Annotated in this window: 27 protein-coding genes and 2 pseudogenes; 11 read left to right on the top strand and 18 right to left on the bottom strand. The window is 53.9% G+C overall.

Annotated elements, in window-relative coordinates; genetic code table 11:
* Window positions 1–140: 140 nt before the first annotated feature.
* From BFV63_RS09555 to tssB, 9 genes and pseudogenes are all read right to left on the bottom strand, one after another.
* A complete protein-coding gene (locus tag BFV63_RS09555) occupies window positions 141–611 on the bottom strand; it encodes an Hsp20 family protein (RefSeq protein WP_003857647.1) in 471 nt (156 codons plus the stop codon).
* A gap of 172 nt (window positions 612–783) precedes the next feature.
* Window positions 784–984, bottom strand: a complete 201-nt coding sequence (glgS, locus tag BFV63_RS09550) for a cell surface composition regulator GlgS (protein WP_022650936.1) — start codon at window positions 982–984, stop codon at window positions 784–786.
* A 356-nt stretch (window positions 985–1340) separates the two neighbouring features.
* Window positions 1341–1736, bottom strand: a complete 396-nt coding sequence (locus BFV63_RS23235; RefSeq protein ID WP_045339057.1) for a YdcA family protein — start codon at window positions 1734–1736, stop codon at window positions 1341–1343.
* Between the two features lie 354 nt (window positions 1737–2090).
* Entirely contained in the window at window positions 2091–2555 is a 465-nt protein-coding gene (locus BFV63_RS22540; protein ID WP_223307835.1) for a putative T6SS immunity periplasmic lipoprotein, read from the bottom strand.
* Window positions 2549–3103: a hypothetical protein gene (locus BFV63_RS09545; RefSeq protein ID WP_048240912.1), complete on the bottom strand. Its 555-nt coding sequence runs from the start codon at window positions 3101–3103 to the stop codon at window positions 2549–2551. The genes BFV63_RS22540 and BFV63_RS09545 overlap by 7 nt, the downstream gene beginning before the upstream one ends.
* Window positions 3096–3341, bottom strand: a pseudogene (locus BFV63_RS09540) (hypothetical protein); the annotation flags it as partial. The pseudogene BFV63_RS09540 and the gene BFV63_RS09545, both read right to left, overlap by 8 nt.
* 4 nt (window positions 3342–3345) lie before the next feature.
* A pseudogene (tssK, locus tag BFV63_RS09535) lies at window positions 3346–4206 on the bottom strand (type VI secretion system baseplate subunit TssK); the annotation flags it as partial.
* A 13-nt stretch (window positions 4207–4219) separates the two neighbouring features.
* Window positions 4220–5755 carry a type VI secretion system contractile sheath large subunit gene (gene tssC, locus BFV63_RS09530; RefSeq protein ID WP_048241856.1) on the bottom strand — a complete coding sequence of 512 codons (1536 nt, stop codon included), beginning with the start codon at window positions 5753–5755 and terminating at the stop codon, window positions 4220–4222.
* A gap of 40 nt (window positions 5756–5795) precedes the next feature.
* The gene (gene tssB, locus BFV63_RS09525; RefSeq protein ID WP_003856899.1) at window positions 5796–6287 is read right to left on the bottom strand and encodes a type VI secretion system contractile sheath small subunit; all 492 of its coding nucleotides are present in this window, start codon (window positions 6285–6287) and stop codon (window positions 5796–5798) included.
* A 596-nt stretch (window positions 6288–6883) separates the two neighbouring features.
* Here tssB and BFV63_RS09520 point away from each other — a divergent pair.
* The gene (locus tag BFV63_RS09520; RefSeq protein WP_048240915.1) at window positions 6884–8479 is read left to right on the top strand and encodes an FAD-NAD(P)-binding protein; all 1596 of its coding nucleotides are present in this window, start codon (window positions 6884–6886) and stop codon (window positions 8477–8479) included.
* A 28-nt stretch (window positions 8480–8507) separates the two neighbouring features.
* On the opposite strand, the gene BFV63_RS09515 is transcribed toward BFV63_RS09520, so the two are convergent.
* Window positions 8508–9143, bottom strand: coding sequence for a carbonic anhydrase (locus BFV63_RS09515; RefSeq protein WP_003857662.1), 636 nt, complete (start codon window positions 9141–9143; stop codon window positions 8508–8510).
* Between the two features lie 72 nt (window positions 9144–9215).
* Window positions 9216–9998, bottom strand: coding sequence for an MBL fold metallo-hydrolase (locus tag BFV63_RS09510; RefSeq protein ID WP_045336570.1), 783 nt, complete (start codon window positions 9996–9998; stop codon window positions 9216–9218).
* A 125-nt stretch (window positions 9999–10123) separates the two neighbouring features.
* Here BFV63_RS09510 and BFV63_RS23020 point away from each other — a divergent pair, with 125 nt between their 5' ends.
* Window positions 10124–10264 (top strand): hypothetical protein, encoded by a 141-nt coding sequence (locus BFV63_RS23020; protein ID WP_003857665.1) that lies wholly within the window; start codon window positions 10124–10126, stop codon window positions 10262–10264.
* 57 nt (window positions 10265–10321) lie between these two features.
* On the opposite strand, the gene BFV63_RS09500 is transcribed toward BFV63_RS23020, so the two are convergent.
* Window positions 10322–11728, bottom strand: coding sequence for a DUF1996 domain-containing protein (locus tag BFV63_RS09500; protein WP_045346413.1), 1407 nt, complete (start codon window positions 11726–11728; stop codon window positions 10322–10324).
* 144 nt (window positions 11729–11872) lie between these two features.
* The gene (locus BFV63_RS23230) at window positions 11873–12040 is read right to left on the bottom strand and encodes a hypothetical protein (protein WP_032609053.1); all 168 of its coding nucleotides are present in this window, start codon (window positions 12038–12040) and stop codon (window positions 11873–11875) included.
* Window positions 12041–12285: 245 nt separating this feature from the next.
* Between BFV63_RS23230 and BFV63_RS09490 the strand changes: the two genes are divergently transcribed.
* Genes BFV63_RS09490 through BFV63_RS09475 form a run of 4 tightly spaced genes read left to right on the top strand, consistent with a single transcriptional unit; the run spans window position 12286 to window position 15349 of the window.
* Window positions 12286–13116, top strand: a complete 831-nt coding sequence (locus BFV63_RS09490; RefSeq protein WP_048241858.1) for an ABC transporter substrate-binding protein — start codon at window positions 12286–12288, stop codon at window positions 13114–13116.
* A gap of 1 nt (window position 13117) precedes the next feature.
* On the top strand, window positions 13118–13933 hold the full coding sequence (locus BFV63_RS09485; RefSeq protein ID WP_023324533.1) for an amino acid ABC transporter ATP-binding protein: 816 nt from the start codon (window positions 13118–13120) through the stop codon (window positions 13931–13933).
* On the top strand, window positions 13933–14679 hold the full coding sequence (locus tag BFV63_RS09480) for an amino acid ABC transporter permease (RefSeq protein WP_045342720.1): 747 nt from the start codon (window positions 13933–13935) through the stop codon (window positions 14677–14679). The genes BFV63_RS09485 and BFV63_RS09480 overlap by 1 nt, the downstream gene beginning before the upstream one ends.
* Complete coding sequence (locus BFV63_RS09475) at window positions 14663–15349, top strand: amino acid ABC transporter permease (RefSeq protein ID WP_032609051.1); 687 nt, start codon at window positions 14663–14665, stop codon at window positions 15347–15349. The genes BFV63_RS09480 and BFV63_RS09475 overlap by 17 nt, the downstream gene beginning before the upstream one ends.
* On the opposite strand, the gene fumD is transcribed toward BFV63_RS09475, so the two are convergent.
* The 4 genes from fumD to BFV63_RS09455 form a co-directional block, all read right to left on the bottom strand.
* On the bottom strand, window positions 15330–15539 hold the full coding sequence (gene fumD / locus BFV63_RS09470; protein ID WP_003857676.1) for a fumarate hydratase FumD: 210 nt from the start codon (window positions 15537–15539) through the stop codon (window positions 15330–15332). The two genes, BFV63_RS09475 and fumD, sit on opposite strands and share 20 nt — an antisense overlap.
* Window positions 15540–15647: 108 nt before the next feature.
* On the bottom strand, window positions 15648–16460 hold the full coding sequence (locus BFV63_RS09465; RefSeq protein WP_003857677.1) for a MetQ/NlpA family ABC transporter substrate-binding protein: 813 nt from the start codon (window positions 16458–16460) through the stop codon (window positions 15648–15650).
* A gap of 23 nt (window positions 16461–16483) precedes the next feature.
* On the bottom strand, window positions 16484–17152 hold the full coding sequence (locus BFV63_RS09460; RefSeq protein ID WP_023324531.1) for a methionine ABC transporter permease: 669 nt from the start codon (window positions 17150–17152) through the stop codon (window positions 16484–16486).
* A complete protein-coding gene (locus BFV63_RS09455; RefSeq protein ID WP_045336581.1) occupies window positions 17145–18167 on the bottom strand; it encodes a methionine ABC transporter ATP-binding protein in 1023 nt (340 codons plus the stop codon). Before BFV63_RS09455 ends, BFV63_RS09460 begins: the two co-directional genes overlap by 8 nt.
* Before the next feature lie 400 nt (window positions 18168–18567).
* Here BFV63_RS09455 and BFV63_RS09450 point away from each other — a divergent pair, with 400 nt between their 5' ends.
* From BFV63_RS09450 to lpp, 5 genes are all read left to right on the top strand, one after another.
* A complete protein-coding gene (locus tag BFV63_RS09450; protein ID WP_023324529.1) occupies window positions 18568–19938 on the top strand; it encodes a pyridoxal-phosphate dependent enzyme in 1371 nt (456 codons plus the stop codon).
* Window positions 19939–19950: 12 nt separating this feature from the next.
* Complete coding sequence (locus tag BFV63_RS09445; protein WP_032609047.1) at window positions 19951–21096, top strand: trans-sulfuration enzyme family protein; 1146 nt, start codon at window positions 19951–19953, stop codon at window positions 21094–21096.
* 73 nt (window positions 21097–21169) lie between these two features.
* Window positions 21170–21466, top strand: coding sequence for a protein YnhH (ynhH, locus tag BFV63_RS23555; RefSeq protein WP_418249985.1), 297 nt, complete (start codon window positions 21170–21172; stop codon window positions 21464–21466).
* Between the two features lie 7 nt (window positions 21467–21473).
* Complete coding sequence (pykF, locus tag BFV63_RS09440) at window positions 21474–22895, top strand: pyruvate kinase PykF (RefSeq protein ID WP_003857687.1); 1422 nt, start codon at window positions 21474–21476, stop codon at window positions 22893–22895.
* Between the two features lie 312 nt (window positions 22896–23207).
* On the top strand, window positions 23208–23444 hold the full coding sequence (gene lpp, locus BFV63_RS09435; RefSeq protein ID WP_001082307.1) for a murein lipoprotein Lpp: 237 nt from the start codon (window positions 23208–23210) through the stop codon (window positions 23442–23444).
* 60 nt (window positions 23445–23504) lie between these two features.
* Here the strand turns inward: lpp and ldtE are convergent, their stop codons facing one another.
* Window positions 23505–24518, bottom strand: a complete 1014-nt coding sequence (ldtE, locus tag BFV63_RS09430) for a L,D-transpeptidase LdtE (protein WP_048240918.1) — start codon at window positions 24516–24518, stop codon at window positions 23505–23507.
* Window positions 24519–24603: the final 85 nt, after the last annotated feature.

The following is a 24603-nucleotide window of genomic DNA, read 5'->3' as shown; positions in this document are numbered from 1 at the left end:
TGCAGAGGCAGCAAACCTTTTAAGCACATCGAAAGTGACCTCCAGCCCGCGCGTACCGGGAAAAGCGGAATGGCATAAGCCCCATCAGGTTAGCAAAACGCCCGGCGTTTGCCGGGCGTGAAAACAACGTCAGTCAACGATTACGGCTTATGTTCAATCGCCGGGTTGTTGTTGATGGCGATGCGCTGCGGTTTCTCTTCTTCCGGGATATCCTGGTGTAATTCAATTGCCAGTAAGCCGTTTTCCAGCGAAGCGCCGGTCACTTTCACATGCTCCGGCAGACTATAGCTGGCCCGGAAGTCGCTGCGGCTGATACCCCGATGGATCCACCCTTCTTCGCCGTTTTCGGTTTTCTCCTCTTCACGTTTACCGCTGATATTCAGCTGACCGCCAACGGTTTCAATTTCCAGTTCGCTCTCTTTCCAGCCCGGCACGCTGAGCGTCAGTTCATAGCGGTTATCGCCCAGCCGCCGGATATTGTAAGAAGGCGTGGAGGGCAACGGCGTACTGCCGGTTAGCTGGCTAAAAAGGCGATCGATACGGTTAAAACGGTCCGCAAACAGAGAGTCGGAGAGATCGTTCAACACGGGAAAGGTTCTGAGAGTCATCATGTACCTCCTGAACAGTAAAAAAGAATATTCAAAAAGTTCATGTCTTATGGGCAGGTGTTCCTTACCCGCTTTCTATATGTGGTTACCGCAAAATATTTCAACCTCAGGAGCCTGCAAAAATGTAGCTGGAACCTAAAAAAGCAACGGGCCGTTAAGCCCATTGTTCGTTACATCATCGCAGTTCTATAACTCTCGCCCGCTCAGCCTGCTTTCGGTAGTGGTCATATCGCTCCCGGAACCATGCCTGCTGTTTATTACTCATATTGCCGGTCACGGCATCGATATCAACTGGCTGGCCCAGGGCGTACATACGGGCAAAACTGCGTGCCAGAAAATCAAAATTCTTTAATGCGTTTATATCTTGTCGCTTCATTAGCATATCCCTTCAGTCCCTGTGGTTACTGTTCAAGGTCATATGCTTTTCTGATCTCAGTATCCGCCTGAAAAAGATCGATTTTTGAGCGATGTGTGCGCATCCATCTGCCAGTGTTCACATTTCAGGAGCGACAAAACTCTTCAGCCCTGGTCATGATTTTCCCTCCCTTTTATCACTCATGCAGAAAACCTAAACGCCAGCCATGCAGTAAGTTCGCCACGTATCCGGAAGGTGCGAACGGCGTGCTTTAATGCCAGACGCTGTAACAGGTCGCCCAGCGCGTTCAGGTGGGTTTCCACCTGCAAGCGTCTTATCAGTTCGAATAACAGACAAAGAATATTTACACTGGCGGATTAATACTGATTACCTGAACAAATGGGTAAATGGGTGAATCCGGGCTTGTTGGCCATATAGAGAGGGGCGCATGTAGGTTGCCGCGGTTGTGTATCGAACTGCGCATTGTTTTCTACAACACGCTGCTCCTGGCCTTTCACGGCTATTCTCTTTTTCGTCTGCGCTTTCCTGGCGGAGGGGGAGGGTTTTACCTGCCGGGGCAGTTCGGAGGCACCATAACCTGAACAGAATCGCTTCGACTGGCTCAGACTTCCGTCATTGCAGACAAAACGACCATCCGATGTACAGTGTGCTATGCCACCTTTTGAGCCAGAGCAGGGCTGTCTTCCACGGGCGGCACCAGCCTGCATGTTAAAAAGTACACTGACCGTAAGAAGGAGAATTCTCATTTTCATATCTGTATCCATGATTGACGTCATCATACTCAGGGTATCCCCTCAGCCATTGACCTTTTCGCCAGATAAAATGCAATGACTCATGGCGAAGAAATCAATTATTAATATTTCAGTACCCGCTACAGCACAAGCTCTACAATAACTCATTGAAAAGTAACTCTTTAATGTATCTTTTCTGACCAGGGTAAAATAAATATCTGGTCGTTCATGTTGCCTGCTCGCCCAATTTTCATGAAGTGGTTATTTTCGCAGGCGAAACTCTGCAATATGCATCCTCGCGATCCGGAAGAAACAGTACTCACGCCACCACTAAAGCTAAAAAGATAAAAAGCTTCATGACGTTAAACCGGAGCACTATTCAGAAACTTTAATTGAACCATACGGCCTTGCAATTTCACGATCGGTCAACGGAAAATTGTAAACCACCCCATGATTTATCCCCACGCCGACAACAAATTTTCGTGGCTCATCATGTTTCTTTGAAATTAATATATATTCAACAATAAACCTCCCATTATCAGGGAAGTGATAAAAAGAAGGAGGAATACATAATTTTCCATCAACGATCGTAAGTTCAGGGGAAAAATTAAAGTCCTTTTCCTTCAAGGGAGTTCCGCGCGGATTTATTCCTATGTCAGCAGGTTGATAACCCTGAGCATCTGTAATGTTAAAACATACGTTTTTTCCCTGTTTACTAACAGAAGTGGTTTCATGGGGGATAAACCTATCTCCCGGGCCCGGGCATCCGGTTAAAATCACCAGACACAAACCAGAAAAAACAACAGGCCAACACTTACCAAAACCAAACACTTTTACCATGGGAACCCTCGCAACGCAATTTTGTATTGTTCACGTATTACTGATTCAGTAGTATCACCATCCAGAGTAATAGTTGGATATTTACTGCCCCATAATCGATGCCATATATTATATCCCTGCGTTTGCAACGTAAAATTATCTGCAATAATCTGCGCCTGTTGCTCCATCGAATATTCACTTAAGAGACGACCATCAAGTATATAGTGATAGCTCACCATCCAGCTAACCAATCCTCTGAAGATTACATTCATCCCTTTTTCACGTTGCCAGACATGCCCCATTTCATGGATGAACATATGTTGAAGATCGTCTGTCGTCTGGGAATAATCATCGCAGTATTGATCGCGAAAATAGATCTCCCCGTCCGGTGTCATCGCCGTATTCTTATCCTGTAAATTGAAAGGAAGGTAACTTTCCCTGTGAATCCATACTTTCGAATAATCAATAGTGGATAAAAAAACTGAGTGTGCCAGCTGTATCTCACCCGTCGTAAGTAGCCTGAGACCACCTTCTTTAATTCTTGACGGATCCTGAGTTTCTTCAGTCATGTTTACACTCCAGCCCAATCCCCTCTTCATCACTCCAGCCGAGCGTCAGGGTATGTGGTTTCTGCCCCGCTGCCATATGGGTCAGCAACTGCTGGCTCAGCACCGGCAGAATCTGCTGGTTCAGCAGGCTGTCGATATTGCGCGCCCCGGTGTCCGGCAGCAGGCAGGCCGCCGTCAGCGCGTCATACAGGTTCTCATCAATGTGCGTGGTCAGGCCGTAATGACGATGCAGACGTTTAGGGGGGAATGGCGTCCACATCATGTTCAAGCGAAAAGGTCAGCAGGCTGCCGGCAAGGCGGGCCAGCTCGCGGTACAGCAGTTCCGGATGGCGGGACGGCGCCTGGTGCAGCTCCGTCAGTACCGGCTCAACGCTGTTGAGGGCGTTCAGCAACCAGAACAGCGATACATCGGCCACCGCGAAGTCCGCCATCCGCTCGTTGCTTTCACGGCGCATTGCCATCAGGCGCTTACGCCGGGCCGCAAGGCGGTGCAGCAAATCACTCAGTTCGCTGAGCAGTAGCGGGCTGGCAGATAAAGAGAGCAGCGGCGGAATAAAGCTCCGCTCCAGTACCCACTGCCCCTGCGCGTTTCGCATCAGTCTCGCCACCGGGCAGGTAAGCCAGGCGCTGTTTTCCTGAGTCGACAGCCGCAGCGTCAGGGCATGACGAAGTACCGTCAGTTCACTGCGCTCATGCCCGGCCAGTTCCTGCACCGTCACCCGTTCAGACTGCCAGCGGCGCGGACGGGCACTGTCCTGCCCGTCATCCAGATTACCGCCGTTGGCGCTGAGGAGTGGCAGACACAGCAGCACTTCAACTGCATCACTCCCCACCGCTGATAAATCAGCGACCGGCGGCAGGTTATCCGCCAGATCTGTGTCCACCAGCGTACCATCCGCAAAGCGTACGCAAAGCCGGGTGGCATTCAGCCGTGAAAGGGCCAGCGCGCCTTCGTCGAACTCCGCACACAGCACACCCCACGGGTGCGCCAGCGCCATCCGGGCCACGGTGTCGGCCACATGTGCATCCCAGCGGGCCTGCTGCTGGAACTGCTGCGGGGCCAGGAAGGCCCCGTCTTCCCATAACGGACGATAAATTTTCATCCCTGCTACCGCCTTACGCTTTCGCTTTCGGCATCTGGCTCACCAGAGACAGGTTCACATCCATGCCTTCCACCTGGAAGTGCGGCACCGCAAACAGCTTCACGCGGAAGAAACCCGGGTTGTCTTCGATATCTTCCACCACCACCTTCGCGTCACGCAGCGGATGAGAAGCCTGCAACTCATCGCCCGGATCGGTCATTTCCGTCACCAGACTACGCACCCAGGTATTCAGCTCCAGCTCCAGCAGACGGCGGTCCTTGGTGGTGCCGATGTTCTCGCGCTGGATGAGCTTCAGGTAGTGCGCAATACGCGACAGCAGGAAGATGTACGGCAGACGGGCGTTGATGCGGCTGTTGGCCGTGGCATCTGCGGTGTCGTACAACGCCGGTTTCTGCGCGGAGTTCGCCGAGAAGAAGCAGGCATAGTCGCGGTTTTTGTAATACGAGAGCGGAATAAAGCCGAGGTTGGCAAACTCAAACTCGCGGGTCTCCGGGATCATCACCTCAGACGGGATTTTCACCTGGTTGCCGGTGCCCAGATCGTACAGATGAATAGGCAGATCTTTCACCGCCCCGCCCGCCTGCGGGCCACGGATCTGCACGCACCAGCCGTTATTGATGAAGCTCTTCACCATGTTTGACGCGAAGGAGAACGACGCGCTGGTCCACAGGTATTTCTCGTGATCCGGGCCTTTCACCTGCTCAACGTAGTTAAAGCTGCGTACAGGTACGGTGTCCGGGCCATACGGCAGACGCCCCAGCACGCGCGGCATCACGAGGCCGATGTAGCGGGCGTCGTCGGTGTCGCGGAAAGATTTCCACTTGATGTACTCGGCGCGGTCGAAGTAGTTGCCGATATCCTTAATTGCAGCGACCTCTTCCATCAAGTCTTTCAGGAAGAATTTCGGACCGACAGAGCCAATAAACGGCATATGTGCGGCAGCTGATACTTTAGAGATGTTGCGCAGCAGCGCCACATCCTGCGGGCTGGCGTCAAATTCATAGGATGAAATCACGGAACCAATCGGCTCGCCGCCCGGGGTGTCGTATTCGGCGGTATAGGTGTGCCAGTAGAGGCCGCTCTGAATAAGTTCCGGCGCGTCTTCAAAGTCCTGACGCAGATCTTCTTTCGACACATCCAGAATTTCGGTTTTCACATTCTGGCGGTAGTCGGTGCTGTCCACCAGCTGCTTCAGGCCGCGCCACAGGGACTCCACCTTCTGGAACTCATGGTGATGCATTACGGCATCCAGCTGACGGCTGATCTGGAAATCCAGCTCAGCGATATGGTGGTCAATCAGCGTTTTGTCTAGCTTCTCCACCGGCTGACCGGATTTGCGGATGCAGTCCATAAACACCTGCATCGCCGCCGTCAGGCGTTCACCCGCCGGAGCGTCAGAAAGCGCGGCGTCATCCAGAAACGCATTGATATCACCCAGGCTGGAGGCCGGGGTCAGGTTGATTTTTTCAAACAGGGAGGCGTAAACGCCCTCTTTTTCCAGTACGGTGGTCTGCCCCTGCGCGGAGGCGGTTTCAGTATTCACAGACATCAGCATATTCCCGGTTAATCCATTAAATTACACATGCCGCTTATTTCGGGGCCAGTGCACTCATTTCGTCGCGTAATTCCTGAGACAGCGCCGGGTCTTTGAGAATTTTCTCGAGTTCTTTTCTGAAAGTAGCGTTATCAAGGAGATTGGATTTGAGGTCGCGTAATAAATTACGCATGGCCAGCATGGCGCGGAGCTGGGGGATCTGGCGGGCAACCTGTTCAGGTTCGAAATCCTTAATATCGGAGAAATTCAGTTTTATGCTTTCTTCCGAGCCATCCCCGGCCATTGTGTTAGGAACCGTCAGATTCACTTCCGGGTTAAATTCCGAAAGTACGCTGTTGAAGTTATTTTTATTGACGTTAATTTTCTCCCTTTCCGATAATGGGCGATTCTCTTTTCCATTACTGAAATCACCGACGGTGAGGAGTTTAAGCGGCAGTTCGATTTTCTTCTGCGCGCCACCTGTATGCAGAGCCAGCTTTAAGTTTATGCGTGCCTTGGGCACCTCATTCTGGAATGAATCGGCCATAGCAATCCCTTTCTTTAAAAGAAATAAATGTTAAGTGAGTGACGTTTCTTTACAAAACCATATTAGAGCAAATGTCTATTTGAAATCAACTTTTCAGATCAAAGATCTACAATTTGACTTTTCTTAAGAATATTCCACCAATAAGAATAAAAAAGAACGCCGCGTAGCGGCCTGCCGAAATGCCCTTGCGCGCTTTTTGTGAGCCTGACAAAAAGTTGCTCAAAGGTTGGCTACCAGATTATTTTGTTACTTTATCGAAGTGATGGAATAGTCCAGCCACGGACTATTCCATCACTCACAGTTATAAAAAATAAGGATAATATTGGCCCCACTATATATTTAAATATCCTATCTCTTTTTTTAACCCCTATCACATACAGATAATCGATAAACCTGGGACCAAACAGTTATTCCTTTCAGAAAATCAGGCAGAATTATATCTAATCAGTAGGGTCAATTGAATTGACTTTCCCATAAATTCAGGAAGGGGCGCAACATCCCCTCTTCTAAACGTCTTAATTTCTCCCTTCATTGAATGACTTAGCCTTTCTCCTGCTACGCTTGTTGTATGGTTCAGAAACGCAGGAACGCTTTCGATGAAAAAAATCGCCATTATCGGCTCAGGCCCAACAGGGATTTACACCTTTTACTCACTTCTTAACAACGCAGCGCCGCTTTCGATCACCGTTTTCGAAAAGGCAGACCAACCCGGTGTCGGAATGCCCTACAGCGACGAGGATAATTCCCGGCTGATGCTGGCGAACATCGCCAGTATTGAAATACCGCCCATTTTCATCACTTACCTGGACTGGCTCAAACAGCAGAATGCGGCCCGCCTTGCCCGCTATAACGTCGACAGTGAGAAGCTGCACGACCGGCAATTTCTGCCCCGTATTCTGCTGGGTGAATATTTCCACGACCGGTTTCTCGCTGTCGCTGCCGAGGCGAAAAAGGCTGGGTTTCATATCGAGGTTCACCCCAACGCAGAAGTCACTGATATTAAGGCTGATGCAGACGGCGTGGCCCTTTCAGTGAACGATGCCCCTTTCTCAAGGCGGTTTGATCTTGCGGTTGTTGCCACCGGCCACGTCTGGCCTGATGAAGATGAAACCACCCGCGCATATTTCCCAAGCCCATGGTCAGGGCTGATGGACGCGGAGGTCCGAGCCTGTGAGGTGGGGATCATGGGTACCTCCCTCAGCGGGCTGGACGCTGCAATGGCGGTTGTGATGCAGCATGGCCGGTTTAGCGGGAAGCAGTTCGTTGTCAATAAAGGCAGCGAAGGGCTAAAAATCATGCTGATGTCCCGCACGGGCGTTCTGCCGGAGGCCGATTTTTACTGCCCTATCCCTTATGAACCACTGTCGGTGTTAACGGATTGTGTGGTGGCAAGCGAAATCGACAAAGGCCCGGATGGGCTGCTTGACCGCATCTTTGCGCTGATGGTGAAAGAGCTTGAGCTGGCCGATCCGCGATGGTGTCAGGCGATAGCGCTCGGCACGCTGAATGCCGACACGCTCCGTGATGCCTGGTTTGAGGATCGTAAAAAGCACGGTCCTTTCACCTGGGCCGAAGCGAATCTGAAAGAAGTGGAGCGCAACAAGCGCGAAAAACGCACCGTTGCCTGGCGCTATACCGTGCTTCGTCTGCATGAAGTGGTACAGGCCATCGTCCCTTCACTCAATGAGCATGACAGAGAGCGGTTTAAATCCGGGCTGGAGCGTGTGTTTATCGATAATTATGCCGCCATTCCACCGCAGTCTATCCGCCGGTTACTGGCGCTGCGCGAGGCAGGGATCATTAGCGTGGTCGCACTCGGTGATGATTACGATCTGGATATCGGCAGCGATCAGACCGTCATCACCACGGCAAAAAAAAGTTACCGCTTCGACGTGTTTATCGACGCGCGCGGACAAAAGCCGCTCAGAAACAAGGACATTCCCTTCCCCACCCTGCGTAAACAGCTTGCGGGAACCGGCGATGACGTTCCGGACGTGGGAGAAGACTATACGTTGCTGGCGCCGGCATCACTGCGGGGGCGTATCGCTTTTGGGGCGATCCCCTGGCTGATGCACGATCATCCGTTTGTTCAGGGTTTGTCTGAGTGCGCTGAAATTGGTAAAGCGATGGCGGAAGCAGCTGGAAAACCTGCGTCGGGCGTGCGAAGGAAGTTACCTTACATGGAGTTTTAACAGGGCTTCCCTGCCCTGCGGTGTCGGATTACTCGAAGAAGACTTCCGGGTTTTCCGACAACGACACGAACGATTTAGTGTTCTTGTCCAGGGCAAGGATTTTGCCGCTTTCGATGTCATATACCCAGCCGTGCAGGCGAATGGCATTGTTGCGCAGGCCTACCGCCACCGACGGATGGGTCTTGATGTTGCTCAGCTGCGCAAAGACGTTTTCCTGCACCATCGCATTCACTTTATCGATTGGCTTATCCCAGGTTTTCTTCTCCACCACCGCTTTTGCCGCATCAGAATAGCGCAGCCAGTGGGAAACGGCCGGCATCGGCTCCAGATCGGCGTTGTCAGCAATCGCCTTCATCGCGCCGCAGTTGGAGTGGCCGCAAATAACGATATCGGTCACGCCCAGGGCCACGACCGCATATTCGATGGTCGCAGAGACACCGCCAGGCTCCGGCCCGAACGGAGGCACAATGTTGCCCGCGTTTCGAATGACAAAGAGCTGTCCTGGCTCCTGTTGCGTAACCAGTTCCGGAACCAGACGGCTGTCGGAGCAGGAGATAAACAGCGCTTTGGGATTCTGACTGGACGCTAAACTACGAAAAAGCTCTTTACGTTGCGGGAAAATCTCTTTTTGAAAGCTGAGAAAACCTTCAATGATATGTTGCATAGCCATTTCTCTTTTATCTGTTTTAGTTTAGGTATGATCGCGATCACACTCGTAAAATTTAACCACCGCGTCTTAGCGGAGACAAGCAATATATTTCTGGCCCGACCGCTGCACGATCTCATCTGCGTTCACCGGGATGTTCTGTCCTTCAAAGGCCCCGTACAGGCGCTGGTACGTTTTCCCGGTCAGTCGGCCGATCAACGACTCAACGGTGCGGGCAGGCAGCGGCAGCATATTCGGATAACTCCACATAAACGACACGGCGTCTTTTCCGGGTGTAACCTGCAAAATATCACCGGCCAGCAGCACGCCGTCGCCTGACTGCCAGTGCAGCACCGTGCCGCCTGCAAAATGCCCGCCCAGCCGCAGCAGAGTCACCAAAGGCATAATCTCCAGGGCGTCCTCCTCCCAGAAGCGTATCGCCGGGCTGTCACGCATCACCCACTGCCGATCGCTGGCGTGCAGGTAGATCGGCGCGTTAAACGCGGCGGCCCACTCCTGCATGGTGGTGTAGTAATGCGGGTGCGAAATCGCGATCGCGCTGATGCCCCCGAGCGCGTCAACTAACGCTCTGGTCGCCGGGTCAAGATTGGCGATGCAGTCCCACAGAACATTGCCCTGTGGCGTACGCAGCAGAAGCGCGCGCTGGTTGATGGCAAAAGCGGGAACGGTTTTGATGCTGAACAGCTGCGGCTCCAGCTGTTGCCATTTGTTGGTGTGCGTGGTCGTAAGGCTGTCGAAGTCCGTCCATGCCTGGCCCGTCACCGGGACATACTGGCGCTCATCGTCGCAAATAGGGCAGTTTTTGGGCTGTTCATCGTAAGCGGTACCGCAGGTTTTACAGAGTGTAATCATCGGCTTTCCTCAGCAATAAAGCACTGAGTATGGCAGGGATTATCCATATGTGCTGAAGGGTGCCTGGCCCGCTTTTTTTGACTTATACTGTGCCAGTATCAAAAACTGAATAACGCAGGTGGCACATGGAAATTGATCTCGATAACTTAGTCTTTAACGGGCTGGATGAAGCAGAAGAGCGCAACGCGGAACGTCTCGACGATGCGGATAAAAAAGCCCAGGCGATTGTCGCCGATGACGACTGCGGCGATGCCTGCAAGATCTGAAGAAAAAGCACCGGGCTCCCCGGTGCTTTTTTTATGAATGCCTTTTGCTACCTGATATCAGATCTCCGGCGTTTTGCTAAACCCGGTCAGCATCAGGATCAAGCTTTGGGGAGATGAGCCCGTCTCAAACTGATAGTGATTTCCCTGACGATCGCCGCCGATATACCACGAAATTTCGGTCTTCCCTTCTGCCAGCGCCTTACGCACCGCTTTATCCACGTCCACCATCCGGTATTCGCGGGAGTGGTTCAGGTAAAGCACCGCATCCGAGCGGTAGTTGCAGGACGGTCGTGAATGCCAGCTTACGGTGGCCGGATCCCAGTCGTTACTCGCCGGATAGAAGAAAATTTGATCCGCGCCGTTGGTTTCCACTTTCCCGCCAAAAATTCTTACGCGGTATTTGAACAGGGCAGGATCCTGTCCGGCAGGCAGCGGTGGAATGTGGAACTTCACCAGCGACAATGTTTCGCTGTTTTTCGTGCGTCCACCGTTCTTCCAGTTATCCTGCACCAGTAAGACCTGGGGATCGGGCTGTGAAAGTGCGGGTTCCATGCTGCTGAGCCAGACGTTGGCCTTCGCTTTTGAATAACCATATGGCACGGTGGTGCCGCAATCCATTCCGCGGTTCATGCACAGGTCGGTCATAAAGCGCGCGGCATCTTCCGTCCAGCCGTTCATGAAGTCAGCATGTGCCGTATACAGGCTACCCCACCGCTCTTCACGCTCACTGCCATGCATGATGGGGTCGAGGGAAAGCTGGACTTTACTGGTATCCAGAGAGCTAATTGTCGGGAGCACGTACGCAATATTCATGTTCACCGTCGGGATCTTCACCGGGAAGGCGGACGGACACTGTCCTTTCGTATCGTAGGTGGCGTTAGCCAGGCCGTGGGCGGGCTTCAGGTTGACCCCGTCCCAGCAGTTCGGGAACTGAATGCCGATATTAAACTGCACGGCATCCTTCGCCTTGCGTAAGCCGCAGACTTCACCCGTTCTGGTGGTGTAACCCTTGCCATTGGCGCATAAAAAGGTGATATGCGGATTTGGCGCGGTGCCGTGGTGATCGCCCGCAAGCAGCGACAGCCCCGCCGGGAACGGGTGCAGCGGCCAGGCGTCAACGTTCGATGCTTGATAATAGGTTTTTTGATAGGCGGGTTTGACCACCGTTCCGTCCGGCAATTTTAGCGACGGAGCCCAGTAGGCCGAGCTGTCTGCTTTGTTATCGCAGGTGGTCTTTTCCTGGGTACGCAGCGATTCACGGCTGGAGTAAGCATCCGTATGCACGTTACCAAAAAAATCGTGCAGCATAGCCTCGTTGGGCATGCCGAACATCATAATGGCATCATCGCCGAGGGTGTGGGAATAACTGCATACAACATGTGCCTGTGGACCAGCGTGTGCCGCCTGCATGGTAAGCAGAAGTGCGGTGGCAGAAAGCGCGGGGGTTAATACTGTCCGTTTCATTATTATCTCCATCTGTGAAAGGAGATAGTGGTAACAAAACGGCCATCAATTACCGAGGATTAGCCTGGGTATTTTTCCCTTCATCCTCGCTTTACAGACACCACGCACAACTCATTCCAGTACATTTCGCGCGTCCGGCGCAGTTCAGCGTGACGTTTTATCATGGAACCACTCCGGGTCGATGTTGGCTACGTCCACGCCATACAGGCTGGCGACAGGCAGTATTGACTCAAGAACACGTTGCGCGCTGTTCTCCGCATTCGCTGGTCGGGGCGCAAAAAACCGCCGTAACGTGCTTATCCATTTTTTCATCGTCATTACCCTTCTCGCTTAACCTGTCCTCAGTTAAACACCCAAATTGCGCCCGGGGGAAATATCAAAATCCACTGTCGATGTGCAGGATCTGCAAATAGCGCCCCGCCGTCTGCTCTCTTCTTTAACACCTTGTTCACTCATGCTTTTTTTCTCATAGCAAAGAACGATTTCTTATTTGGCGATAGCTTTCCCTTATGGGAGCGTAACGGGGTAAAACAAAAACAATGGGATGGCGTATGACTATGGCTGCAAAAATGAAAGGGTTTAAAAAACGGGCGCAGGTTCTGGGATTAGTGGCTGCCTGGGGCCTGGTTTCAGCGCAGGCGCAGGCCGATCGGCTGGCGGATATCAAGGCAGCAGGCGTGGTGAAAGTGGCCACGTTTGATGCTAATCCACCCTTTGGCTCGATTGATGCCAAAACGCATGAGATCGTGGGTTACGATGTGGACTTCGCCAAAGCGCTGGCGAAATCGCTCGGCGTCAAGCTTGAACTGGTCGCCACCAATCCGGCTAACCGCATTCCGCTGCTACAGTCCGGAAAAGCGGATCTCATCGTGGCGGATATCACCATCACCCCGGAACGCGCACAGGTCATTGATTTCTCGACGCCTTACTTTGTCACCGGCCAGCAGTTCCTGGTCCCGGTAAAATCACCGGACAAGCTTGATGACTATAGCCGGGCACGCATTGGCGCCGTAAAAGGTACGACGGGTGAACAGGCGCTGCACCAGCGTTTTCCGCAGTCCCGCGTCCTCTCTTACGATGACATCCCGCTGGCGCTGACGGCACTGCGCAATGGCAACGTGCAGGCCATTACCCAGGACAGCACCATTCTGGCTGGTCTGCTGGCGCAGGCGCCGGATAAAGCCGACTTCAAAATCCTGCCCGACCTGCTCAGTAAAGAAGAGATTGGCGTGGGGGTGAAAAAGGGTGAAACGGCGCTGCTGAAAGCCGTTAACGATGAGCTGGTTAACCTGGAGAAAAACGGCCAGGCGGCAAAAATCTATGACGTCTGGTTCGGTCCAGGCACCCCTGCTCCACAGCCTCGTAACTTTAAAATAGAAGCCCGGTAATATGCTCTCAGGTTTATTTTCGCACTCCGCGGCCAATGCCGCGGATTTTTCACGTCTGGAACAGGCCAGCGTTGAGTTTCGCCATGTGGACAAACGCTACGGCGACCATCCGGTTTTAACCGACATTAATCTCACCATCATGCCGGGTGAAGTGGTTGCCATTCTCGGCCCTTCGGGTTCCGGAAAATCGACCCTGATTCGGCTTATCAACCAGCTTGAGAGCCTGAGCGGCGGGGAGATTCTGGTCGACCACAAGCCGACCGGACAGCTTTCCGGCAGCAGGCTACGTCAGTTACGCAGCCGCGTCGGGTTTGTATTCCAGCAGTTCAATCTCTATGCCCACCTTACCGCCAGCCAGAACATCACCCTGGCACTGGAGCACGTTCACGGCTGGAAACCCCTGCCCGCCCAGGAGCGCGCGCTGGCGCTGCTGGAGAAGGTCGGCATGCTGGAGAAGGCGCACCGCTACCCTGCTGAACTTTCCGGCGGACAACAGCAGCGCGTGGCGATTGCCCGCGCTCTGGCCTCGTCGCCGCAAATCATTCTCTTTGACGAGCCAACGTCGGCACTCGACCCGGAGATGATTGGCGAAGTGCTGTTGGTGATGAAAGCCCTTGCCCACAGCGGGATCACCATGATTGTCGTCACCCATGAGATGCAGTTCGCCCGGGAAATTGCCGATCGAATCGTCTTTATCGACGGTGGACACATTCTGGAAACCGCGTCCCCGGCGCAATTTTTCAACCAACCGTCGCATCCGCGTGCGAGGCGGTTCCTGCAAAAAGTGCTGGATCCGCTGCGTCAGGAGCAACTGTAATGCCCGCTCTGGACTGGCAGGGGGTGCTGGCCGGACAGCCCCTGCACTGGATCCTCTCAGGATTTCTCACCACTCTGTGGGTGACGCTGGCGGGGATTATGCTGGCAAGCCTGCTCGCCTTGTTCTTTATGCTTTTGCGGCTTTCCGGGGGACGTCTCGGGACCTCGTTCGTCAGCGGCTGGGTATCGCTGTTTCGCAATACGCCGCTGCTGGTGCAGCTGCTGTTCTGGTATTTCGCCGCCTGGAACGGGTTGCCGCAGGAGCTGCGTGACGCGGTGAATGCAGACCACAGCTGGTCCATTTTGCCCGGTGACGTCTGGTGGTTTACGCCCGAATTTTTATGCTCCGCCTGGGGGTTAGGCGTATTTACCTCGGCGTTTTTAATTGAAGAAGTCGAATCGGGGCTCCGTTCCGTACCTGCCGGGCAACGGGAGGCGGCGCTCGCCCAGGGATTTTCCTCATGGCGTCTGTTTCGCTACATTCTTCTGCCACAGGGACTCGCTAACGCCTGGCAACCCGTCGTTGGCCAGTACCTTAACCTGATGAAGCTCTCCTCGCTCGCGAGCGGAATTGGCTTCGCCGAACTGACCTACCAGGTTCGCCAGATAGAAAGTTACAACGCCCATGCCCTAGAAGCCTTTACCGTCGGTACGGTGCTCTACTTACTTACCGGGATGGTGACGGGGAGCGTGCTGGTGCGCCTCGGCCCCCATTCAGGGAGGAAAAATCATGATCCCCGGATTTAACGTTATTGTCGAAAACCTGGATTATCTGCTTTGGGGACGTGCGATTGCGGGAGAACCCGGCGGCGTACTGCTCTCACTGCTGATGGCCGCTGGCGCCGCCGCGCTTGCCCTGCCCGGCGGGATTGTGCTGGCATGCGTCGCCTGGCGCTATCCCGGCGTGGTGCGCAGTGCGCTGTTTGCGTGGGCAGAGTTGATTCGCGGGATCCCCCTGATCTTCGTAATATTCTGGATGTGGTATCTGCTGCCGCTGATAACCGGCAGGGATCTCCCTGGCGCGACGACCGTCACGCTGGCGCTGGCCTGGTTTACCGCGGCTGCGGTGATGCATTCGGTATTAGCCGGACTGAGAGCTCTACCGTCGGGCCAGAATGAGGCCGCGCTTTCTCAAGGGTTCAGTACGCAGCAAACGCTGTGGCGCGTGCTGCTGCCGCAGGCGCTGAGAAATATTCTGCCGTCGCTGGTGGGGATTTTTATCAGCCTGCTGAAGGATACGTCGTTGGCGTTTATCGTGAACGTTCCTGAACTGACCACGGTGGCGGGACAGGTCAACAACCGGGTGCAAATTTACCCGGCGGCCATTTTTATCTTTACGGGTGTGATCTATTACCTGCTCTGCAGCTCGCTTGAGCTGCTCGCGAAGCGCTGGCGCGTTAGCCGGCCAGCGCTTTAACCACCGTTTCCATCGCTTTGGTGGTCAACTCACTGCGCTTAACGCGCTGGTTCGCCAGCGCGGTACGCAGTACGCCCGCAATGACAATATGTTTCGGCTCCTGCCCTAAATCACGCATTTCGAGAACGACCTTGCCTACCACCCGACACATCTCCTGGTACAGCGCTTCGTCTTTGGTCACATTGCCCATTGCCATCACTCCGTTGCCCTAAACCGTCAGCTTAAATCATTCGTCGGCTGGATACAAAAAAGAAGCCCGGCGTGTTGTTCGCCGGGCTTCGTCTGGAAAATCAGTCGATTAGTTGTTAACCGGGATGACTGCGCCTTTGTATTTGGTGCGGATCCAGTCCTGAATCTCTTTGGAGTGCAGCACGTTCACCAGCGCGACGATATCCTTCTTCTTCTCGTCACCGCGATGAACGGTAATGATGTTGGCGTACGGGTTATTCTCACCGCTTTCAACCGCAATTGGATCGTGGACCGGATCCAGGCCAGCATCAATCGCGTAGTTGGCGTTGATCACCACCGCAGCACCTTCGTCGTTGTTGTACATCTGCGGCAGCAGAGACGCTTCGACGTTAGGGGTAAATTGCAGCTTTTTCGGGTTCTCCACGATATCGCTGATGCGCGCGGTCACTTTATCGATGCCCGGCTTCAGCTTGATCACGCCCTCTTTTTCGAAGATGGAGAGAATACGCCCTTCCTCGGAAACCGCATCACGCATGATGATTTTGCCGCCTTCCGGCAGATCCTTCAGCGATTTGTATTTTTTTGAATAGATACCGATCGGCTCAATGTGGATTGCGCCCGCACTGACAAAATCATAATCCTTATCGCCCGCGTGATCTTTCAGCACGCTGTTCAGGTAAGGGATGTGCTGGAAATAGTTGGCGTCAATGTCATGCCCCGCCAGCGCAGTGTTTGGCAGTATGTAGTCCTGGAAGGGTTTAATCTCCAGATCGATCCCCTGCTTCGCCAGAATCGGCTTAGCCTGCTCCAGAATTTCCGCGTGGGGGGTATTGGACGCCCCCACGGTGAGCGTGTCCGCCCAGGAGGCAAAGCTCAGGGCGCTCAGGGTTGCGGCGGCGATCAGTGTCAGTGTCTTTTTCATGATGTGGTTCCTGTGTGTATTTATTAGCGTTTATCTAACAGTGAAGTAATGGCATCGCCGCAGAACTGGATAATGAACACGATGATCAGAATGGTCACCGTTGCCACCAGCGTGACGTCACCATGGTTGCGCTGGAATCCTTCCAGATAAGCCAGATTTCCCAAACCGCCGGCACCTATCACCCCTGCCATTGCGCTGTAGCTCACCAGCGCAATCAGCGTCACCGTCATACCTGAAACCAGTGCGGGTGAGGATTCCGGCAATAAAACCCGAAATACTAACGTGCTCAGCCGCGCGCCCATCGAACGCGTGGCCTCAATGACCCCTTTGTCCACTTCTCGCAGGGCAATCTCGACCAGACGGGCGTAGAACGGCGCCGCGCCCACAATCAGGGCGGGCAGCGCAGCGTTAGCGCCGAGAATGGTCCCCACAACGGTCTTGGTGAACGGGATCAGCAGAACGATGAGAATGATGAACGGAATCGAGCGGAACACGTTCACCACAATCGACATCACGCTGTAGACCGTGCGGTTGTGGAATAACCCGCCGCGGGCAGTTAAAAACAGCGCCAGACCCAGCACGATGCCTAATACAAAGGTCGCCACGCCGGAAAGCGCGGTCATGTACAGCGTCTCCAGCGTCGCCGCCCAGAGCTGATCCCACTTGAGATGCGGAAAGAGATTCTCAGCCATGTTTAATCACCTCGCCTTCAATATCGCTGTGCTGCAGGTCGGCGAGGATATTGTTCAGTTGTTCATCAGATGCCACGACGTGCACCCAGAGTTGACCAAACACGCCGTGAGCGGTTTGGGTCATTTTTCCGTGCAGGATGTTAAACGGCAGGCCGTAGCGCAGCGTCAGTTCGCCCACAATCGGTTTATGCGTGCTGTGCCCGGTAAAGGTCAGCCTGATAACCGTACCTTCCAGATCGTTTGCCAGTTCGGTATTGAAGGTTTCTTCTTCAGCATACTGGCTCACCTGACGGACAAACTGCTGCGTAATCGGCTGCTGCGGATGGGTAAAGACGCTCAACACGTCGCCCTCTTCCACCACTTTACCGTTCTCCATCACCGCCACGCGGTCGCAGATTTTGCGCACCACGTGCATCTCGTGCGTGATCAGCACGATGGTCAGCTTGAACCGACGGTTAATATCCAGCAGCAGATCGAGGATCTGATCGGTGGTTTGTGGATCCAACGCCGAGGTGGCTTCATCACACAGCAGTACGTCCGGATGATTGGCCAGCGCGCGGGCAATGCCCACACGCTGTTTTTGCCCGCCGCTCAGCTGCGACGGGTAAGCATTCTCCCGTCCCTTCAGGCCGACCAGCTCCACCAGCTCGGCAACGCGAGCCTGAATTTGCGCTTTTGGCACACCGGCAATTTGCATTGAAAAGGCGATGTTTTCCTTCACCGTGCGCGACCAGAGCAGATTAAAGTGCTGGAACACCATGCTGATTTTCAGGCGTGCCTGACGCAGCGCTTCTCCCTTCGCTGCGGAGATATCCTGACCGTTAATGGTGACGCTGCCGGCGCTGGGCTTTTCCAGACCGTTCAGCAGACGGATCAGTGTACTTTTCCCGGCCCCGCTGTAACCGATGATCCCGTAAATCTGTCCCTGCTCTATCGTCAAGTTGACGTTATCAACGGCTGTCAGCGCCAGCTTTCCGTTGTCAAAGACCTTCGAAATATTGCTGAGTACGATCATTCTTATTCGTTATCCGTTACGCATATAGCGGTTTAGCAGTATGGATGTCCAAAAGATAGTAAACAGCCGTTATCAGCTTTTAAATGACCAAAAAAGAATTTCTTATAATTCTGCGGAATAAGCAGCGAACTGGCGGGTGAAAAAGCATTTAGATGAATATCAGCAATAATTATCTGCCATTTGCATATCAGGTCACACTCACCCGGCGAAATCGGTTAATTTTGCAGCACTTTATGCGGATTTAGCCATCCTCACATCCGGACAACTTTACGTCTTGCTGTCTTTCCATCTGAAAATACAAGGATTATTCCTTTCTGTTCTTAAACCTGGTGAAACGTTCTTTATTGAGAAAATTTCATGGTTCTATCATCCGGTCATCACCTCTTCACAGGACATGACCATGACGCTTTACCACTCCGTCACCGAACTGATTGGCCGTACGCCTCTCATCCAGCTGCACAAGCTGGACACCGGCACCTGCTCGCTGTTTCTGAAGCTGGAAAACCAGAATCCCGGCGGCTCGATTAAAGACCGCGTCGCGCTGTCGATGATTAACGAAGCCGAGCGTACGGGCCAGCTAAGGCCCGGCGGCACCATTATTGAAGCTACGGCGGGGAACACCGGCCTGGGGCTGGCGTTGATTGCGGCGCAGAAGGGCTACTCGCTGATCCTGGTGGTGCCGGACAAAATGAGCCGCGAGAAGATTTTCCACCTGCGCGCGTTAGGGGCGCAGGTCGTGCTGACCCGCTCGGATGTGAACAAAGGGCATCCGGCCTATTATCAGGATTATGCCCGGCGGCTGGCGAACGAACTGCCAGGCGCGTTTTATATCGACCAGTTCAGTAACGCGGCCAATCCGCTGGCGCATCGCACCACTACCGCACCGGAACTGTTTGAACAGCTTGACGGCCAGATCGATGCCATCGTCGTCGGCGTGGGGTCCGGCGGTACGCTGGGCGGCTTACAGGCGTGGTTTGCAGAACATTCGCCGCAGACGGAATTTGTGCTTGCCGATCCGGCCGGGTCGGTACTGGCGGACCAGGTTGAGACCGGACGCTATCACGATGCCGGCTCGTGGCTGGTTGAAGGGATTGGCGAAGACTTTATTCCTCCGCTGGCGCACATCGAGGGGGTTAACCGCGCCTGGCGCATTACCGATCGCGAGGCGTTCACCACCGCCCGCGATCTGCTAAAAACGGAAGGGATCCTGGCAGGCTCCTCCACCGGCACGCTGCTGGCGGCAGCGCTGAAATATTGCCAGGCGCAGACTACGCCAAAACGTGTGGTCACCTTCGCCTGCGACAGCGGCAATAAATACCTCTCGAAGATGTTCAATGACGACTGGATGCGCCAGCAGGGGCTGATTTCGCGTCCGCAGGCAGGCGATCTCTCGGACTATATTGCCCTGCGCCACGATGAAGGCGCGACGGTGACTGCCGCCCCGGACGACACGCTTTCCACCGTGCTGGCCCGCATGCGCCTGTACGACATCTCTCAGCTGCCGGTGCTCGATGACAACAAGGTCGTCGGCATCATCGACGAGTGGGACCTGCTGCGACACATCGGGGGAGATGCCGATCGCTTCTCCCTCCCCGTGACGGCGGCCATGACGCGTCAGGTTGAATATCTGGATAAGCAGGCCCCGGAGAGCGCCCTGTACGCCATCTTTGACCGTGGCCTGGTGGCGATTATTTATGACGAAAACCGCTTTCTGGGTTTGATCACACGCAGTGACGTACTCACCGCCTGGCGTAACCGCCTGACAAAATAAAAGGAGCAAAAGATGAAAAACCTGGCCACCCTCAGCGTTCACAGTGGTGAGTATCACGACCCGCACGGCGCCGTGATGCCGCCAATTTACGCCACGTCGACGTTTGCGCAACCGGCACCGGGTGAACATACCGGCTACGAATACTCCCGGAGCGGCAACCCAACCCGCCATGCGCTGGAGACCGCCATCGCCGAACTGGAAGGCGGCACGCGCGGGTACGCCTTCGCGTCAGGGCTGGCGGCCATTTCCACCGTGCTCGAACTGCTGGATCAAGACAGCCATATCGTCGCCATTGACGACGTGTATGGCGGTACGTATCGCCTGATCGAAAACGTGCGCAAGCGCAGCACCGGGTTACAGGTGAGCTGGGTTAAGCCGGACGATGTAGCCGGACTTGAGGCCGCCATTCGCCCGGACACGCGCATGATCTGGGTGGAAACGCCAACGAACCCGCTGCTGAAACTGGCCGACCTGGAGGCCATCGCGGACATTGCCCGGCGCCATAATGCGATCAGCGTGGCGGATAATACCTTCGCCTCCCCGGTCATTCACCGGCCGCTGGAGGCGGGGTTCGACATAGTGGTCCACTCCGCCACCAAATATCTCAACGGTCATTCAGACGTGGTTGCCGGGCTGGCTGTTGTGGGGGCGAATAAGGATCTGGCGGAGCGTCTGGGCTATCTGCAAAACGCGATTGGCGGCGTTCTGGATCCGTTCAGCAGCTTCCTGACGCTGCGGGGCATTCGCACCCTCTCACTGCGCGTTGAGAAGCACAGCGCCAATGCGCTGGCGATTGCGCAATGGCTGGAGCAGCATCCGCAGGTAGACAGCGTGTTCTATCCCGGGCTGGCGTCACATCCCCAGTATGCGCTGGCCCGCAGACAAATGGCGCTGCCGGGCGGCATGATCTCCGTTGTGATTAAAGGCGATGCGCAGCGCGCGACAGAGGTGATCCGTCATCTTACGCTCTTTACCCTGGCGGAAAGCCTTGGCGGTGTGGAGAGTCTGGTGAGCCAGCCCTACAGCATGACCCACGCCTCCATTCCACTGGCGCAGCGTCTTGCAAACGGCATTGTGCCGCAGCTTATCCGCCTGTCGGTGGGGATTGAAGATGCGAAGGATCTGATCGCCGACCTTAAACAAGCGCTGAAAAAGTGAGCAAAAAACGGCGGGCGTTGCGCCTGCTGTCATAAGATGACATTAGGCCTTAACGCCTTGATAACAAACTTATGTGAATCTGCACAGATTGTTTTTGAAACGCTGTTTCCATTTTCCTTTTTACTGTAAATCAGCGTATAATGCGCGCCAAATCCCTGGTGAATGGTTTCAGCGCTTGGAATACAAAAAACAACGTACAACTTCTCCTCTCCTTCGTTGGGCTGGCACTCAGGCACACTTTCTTCTGCACGCTCATTTGATGTCACCTATTCTTAGTGCGTGTCATATACTCTTTCGCAACACAGGTTTGACTCCGCGGCGGTGCGCCCCCGGAGCGAGATTTCCATATCCTTCCCAACTTAAAGACTAAGACTGTCATGAAAAAGACGAAAATTGTTTGTACTATCGGCCCGAAAACCGAATCCGAAGAGATGCTGAGCAAAATGCTGGATGCCGGCATGAACGTGATGCGTCTGAACTTCTCCCACGGCGACTATGCTGAACACGGCCAGCGTATCCAGAACTTGCGCAACGTGATGAGCAAGACCGGGAAAAAAGCGGCAATCCTGCTCGACACCAAAGGTCCTGAAATCCGCACTATCAAACTGGAAGGCGGTAACGACGTTTCCCTGAAAGCGGGCCAGACCTTCACCTTCACCACCGACAAATCCGTTGTGGGTAATAACGAAATCGTTGCCGTGACCTACGAAGGCTTCACCAGCGACCTGTCTGTTGGCAACACCGTGCTGGTAGATGACGGCCTGATCGGCATGGAAGTGACCGCTATCGAAGGTAACAAAGTTATCTGTAAAGTGCTGAACAACGGCGATCTGGGCGAAAACAAAGGCGTCAACCTGCCGGGTGTGTCCATTGCTCTGCCAGCGCTGGCTGAAAAAGACAAACAAGACCTGATCTTCGGCTGCGAACAAGGCGTGGACTTCGTTGCTGCCTCCTTTATCCGTAAACGTTCTGACGTGGTTGAGATCCGTGAGCACCTGAAAGCGCACGGCGGCGAGAACATCCAGATCATCTCCAAGATCGAAAACCAGGAAGGCCTGAACAACTTCGACGAAATCCTCGAAGCGTCTGACGGTATCATGGTAGCGCGTGGCGACCTGGGCGTTGAAATCCCGGTTGAAGAAGTGATCTTCGCGCAGAAGATGATGATCGAGAAATGTGTTCGCGCGCGTAAAGTGGTTATCACCGCAACGCAGATGCTGGACTCCATGATCAAAAACCCACGCCCTACCCGCGCTGAAGCAGGCGACGTTGCGAACGCCATCCTCGACGGTACCGATGCCGTTATGCTGTCTGGCGAATCTGCAAAAGGGAAATACCCTCTGGAAGCGGTCAGCATCATGGCGACCATCTGTGAGCGTACCGACCGCGTGATGAAAAGCCGTCTGGATTACAACAACGACAGCCGTAAACTGCGCATCACCGAAGCCGTGTGCCGTGGTGCGGTAGAAACCGCCGAGAAACTGGAAGCCCCGCTGATTGTCGTGGCGACCCAGGGCGGTAAATCTGCGCGTGCCGTGCGTAAATACTTCCCGGATGCGACCATTCTGGCGCTGACCACCAACGAAACCACCGCGCGTCAGCTGGTGCTGAGCAAAGGCGTGATCCCACACCTGGTGAAAGAGATTGCCTCTACCGATGATTTCTATCGTCTGGGTAAAGAAGTGGCTCTGGAACTGGTTGATTGTGGCCTGGCTCAGAAAGGCGACGTGGTGGTTATGGTTTCTGGCGCGCTGGTTCCAAGCGGCACCACCAACACGGCATCTGTCCACGTGCTGTAATATTTCACGAACAAATTATTGTTTTGTTAAAAAGCGTCCTTCGGGGCGCTTTTTTTATTCCCGCCTTTAACCAGAACTATTCAAAAAGCAAATCGGGTTTTTCTATTTAATCGCGATTTATCTAAGATGAATCCGATGAAAAATGCCTTTTTTAACATAGCTTTTTCGTCAAAATTGCCGATTTCGTTGCTTCTTTGAGCGAACGATCAAAAATAGGCGTAATCCCATCAAAAAAATATTCTCAACCCAAAAAACTTTGTGTAATACTTGTAACGCTACATGGAGATTAACTCAATCTAGAGGGTATTAATAATGAATCGTACTAAACTGGTACTGGGCGCGGTAATCCTGGGTTCTACTCTGCTGGCAGGTTGCTCCAGCAACGCTAAAATCGATCAGCTGTCTTCTGACGTTCAGACTCTGAACGCTAAAGTTGACCAGCTGAGCAACGACGTGAACGCAATGCGTTCCGACGTTCAGGCTGCTAAAGACGACGCAGCTCGCGCTAACCAGCGTCTGGACAACCAGGCTACTAAATACCGTAAGTAATAGTACCTGTTAATAAAATGGCGCACATTGTGCGCCATTTTTTTTGCCTTAGTCAAACCTCTACTGAAGCGCTTTCTCTCCCTCGTCTTCCGCCACCGCCGCTGAGACACGACTATTCTGAACCGACAGGACAGAATTGCTGGCTGACGAACCATTGCCTGTTGAAACGGCAACCGGGATCCCGGCTCTGCGCGCCAGGGCTTTATCGATAAGCGTTTTATCGCTACCTGACTCCGCTGCAAAAGCGGTAAACGCCGCCGAGTGCGTGAACGGCACCGTCTGTGGGTTTTCGCCCTCTGCCTGCGCCAGCGGCCTGTGCACTTCGATATAACGTTTGCCGTCCGGCTCGATGGAGAACTTCACCGGCTCATTGATAATCTGCACCCGCGTGCCGACGCGCACTTGCTCAAACAACGCTTTGATATCCGGCGCGTTCATCCGCATACAGCCCGAGCTGACCCGCAGTCCTACGCTGTCCGGCGCGCTGGTGCCGTGAATAAGATATTCCCCATTCCCGATACCCAGACGAAGCGCAAAGCGCCCCAGCGGGTTATTTGGCCCTGCGGGTACCACAGGCGGCAGTTTAATTCCCTGGGCCAGTGAGCGCGCTCTGATGCCCGCTGTGGGGGTCCAGGTAGGGTTAGGGATTTTCTGACTCACACGGGTGGTGCTAACCGGTGTTTCCAGCCCAAGCTGACCAATACCCAGCGGATAGACCTGCACGATATTTTCGCCTGGCGGATAGAAGTAAAGACGCAGCTCCGCCAGATTCACCACAATGCCCTCACGCTCGGTGTCCGGCAGTAGCATCTGGGAAGGGATCGTAATGACCGTTCCTGGCGCAGGATTCACCGGTGCAATGGTATTATTGGTTTCAAGGATGAGCTGTGCGGCGGTATTAAACCGATGAGCGATAGACTGAAGTTTATTGTCCCCTTCCTGAATGGTGTATGTCTGGTTTTGCCCAATCAGGCGGCTGCCTGCGGGCGGTAAAGGATAATCAACCGCCCTGGCTGAATTAACAGCACTGAGCGAACCAAGGAGTAATAGAGTTATTAGAGACGCGCGCTTCATGCTGAGATTCCTTATTCACTGACCAAACGTCAGAAAGCTGAAAAACCAGCGAGGTGGAAACCACCCCGCGAAACAGAATGAATGC

Origin of the sequence: Enterobacter hormaechei subsp. xiangfangensis (genome assembly GCF_001729785.1) — a bacterium.
In the GTDB taxonomy this organism is placed as follows: domain Bacteria; phylum Pseudomonadota; class Gammaproteobacteria; order Enterobacterales; family Enterobacteriaceae; genus Enterobacter; species Enterobacter hormaechei_C.
Note: the sequence above shows the minus strand (reverse complement) of the source record. Positions and strands in the feature narration are given on the sequence as shown.

Bases quoted from the DNA above. Each gene is read 5' to 3' on its own strand.
- BFV63_RS09460 (WP_023324531.1), bottom strand. From the start codon at position 17,152: ATGGCTGAGAATCTCTTTCCGCATCTCAAGTGGGATCAGCTCTGGGCG.
- ldtE (WP_048240918.1), bottom strand. From the start codon at position 24,518: ATGAAGCGCGCGTCTCTAATAACTCTATTACTCCTTGGTTCGCTCAGT.
- BFV63_RS09510 (WP_045336570.1), bottom strand. From the start codon at position 9,998: ATGATTACACTCTGTAAAACCTGCGGTACCGCTTACGATGAACAGCCC.
- BFV63_RS09450 (WP_023324529.1), top strand. From the start codon at position 18,568: ATGACGCTTTACCACTCCGTCACCGAACTGATTGGCCGTACGCCTCTC.
- BFV63_RS23235 (WP_045339057.1), bottom strand. From the start codon at position 1,736: ATGAAAATGAGAATTCTCCTTCTTACGGTCAGTGTACTTTTTAACATG.
- tssB (WP_003856899.1), bottom strand. From the start codon at position 6,287: ATGGCCGATTCATTCCAGAATGAGGTGCCCAAGGCACGCATAAACTTA.
- BFV63_RS23230 (WP_032609053.1), bottom strand. From the start codon at position 12,040: ATGAAAAAATGGATAAGCACGTTACGGCGGTTTTTTGCGCCCCGACCA.
- tssC (WP_048241856.1), bottom strand. From the start codon at position 5,755: ATGTCTGTGAATACTGAAACCGCCTCCGCGCAGGGGCAGACCACCGTA.
- BFV63_RS09500 (WP_045346413.1), bottom strand. From the start codon at position 11,728: ATGAAACGGACAGTATTAACCCCCGCGCTTTCTGCCACCGCACTTCTG.
- BFV63_RS09555 (WP_003857647.1), bottom strand. From the start codon at position 611: ATGATGACTCTCAGAACCTTTCCCGTGTTGAACGATCTCTCCGACTCT.
- fumD (WP_003857676.1), bottom strand. From the start codon at position 15,539: ATGGGCAATGTGACCAAAGACGAAGCGCTGTACCAGGAGATGTGTCGG.
- BFV63_RS09515 (WP_003857662.1), bottom strand. From the start codon at position 9,143: ATGCAACATATCATTGAAGGTTTTCTCAGCTTTCAAAAAGAGATTTTC.
- lpp (WP_001082307.1), top strand. From the start codon at position 23,208: ATGAATCGTACTAAACTGGTACTGGGCGCGGTAATCCTGGGTTCTACT.
- pykF (WP_003857687.1), top strand. From the start codon at position 21,474: ATGAAAAAGACGAAAATTGTTTGTACTATCGGCCCGAAAACCGAATCC.
- BFV63_RS09475 (WP_032609051.1), top strand. From the start codon at position 14,663: ATGATCCCCGGATTTAACGTTATTGTCGAAAACCTGGATTATCTGCTT.
- BFV63_RS09485 (WP_023324533.1), top strand. From the start codon at position 13,118: ATGCTCTCAGGTTTATTTTCGCACTCCGCGGCCAATGCCGCGGATTTT.
- BFV63_RS23020 (WP_003857665.1), top strand. From the start codon at position 10,124: ATGGAAATTGATCTCGATAACTTAGTCTTTAACGGGCTGGATGAAGCA.
- BFV63_RS09465 (WP_003857677.1), bottom strand. From the start codon at position 16,460: ATGAAAAAGACACTGACACTGATCGCCGCCGCAACCCTGAGCGCCCTG.
- BFV63_RS09445 (WP_032609047.1), top strand. From the start codon at position 19,951: ATGAAAAACCTGGCCACCCTCAGCGTTCACAGTGGTGAGTATCACGAC.
- BFV63_RS09520 (WP_048240915.1), top strand. From the start codon at position 6,884: ATGAAAAAAATCGCCATTATCGGCTCAGGCCCAACAGGGATTTACACC.
- BFV63_RS22540 (WP_223307835.1), bottom strand. From the start codon at position 2,555: ATGGTAAAAGTGTTTGGTTTTGGTAAGTGTTGGCCTGTTGTTTTTTCT.
- BFV63_RS09480 (WP_045342720.1), top strand. From the start codon at position 13,933: ATGCCCGCTCTGGACTGGCAGGGGGTGCTGGCCGGACAGCCCCTGCAC.
- BFV63_RS09455 (WP_045336581.1), bottom strand. From the start codon at position 18,167: ATGATCGTACTCAGCAATATTTCGAAGGTCTTTGACAACGGAAAGCTG.
- glgS (WP_022650936.1), bottom strand. From the start codon at position 984: ATGAAGCGACAAGATATAAACGCATTAAAGAATTTTGATTTTCTGGCA.
- BFV63_RS09545 (WP_048240912.1), bottom strand. From the start codon at position 3,103: ATGACTGAAGAAACTCAGGATCCGTCAAGAATTAAAGAAGGTGGTCTC.
- BFV63_RS09490 (WP_048241858.1), top strand. From the start codon at position 12,286: ATGGCTGCAAAAATGAAAGGGTTTAAAAAACGGGCGCAGGTTCTGGGA.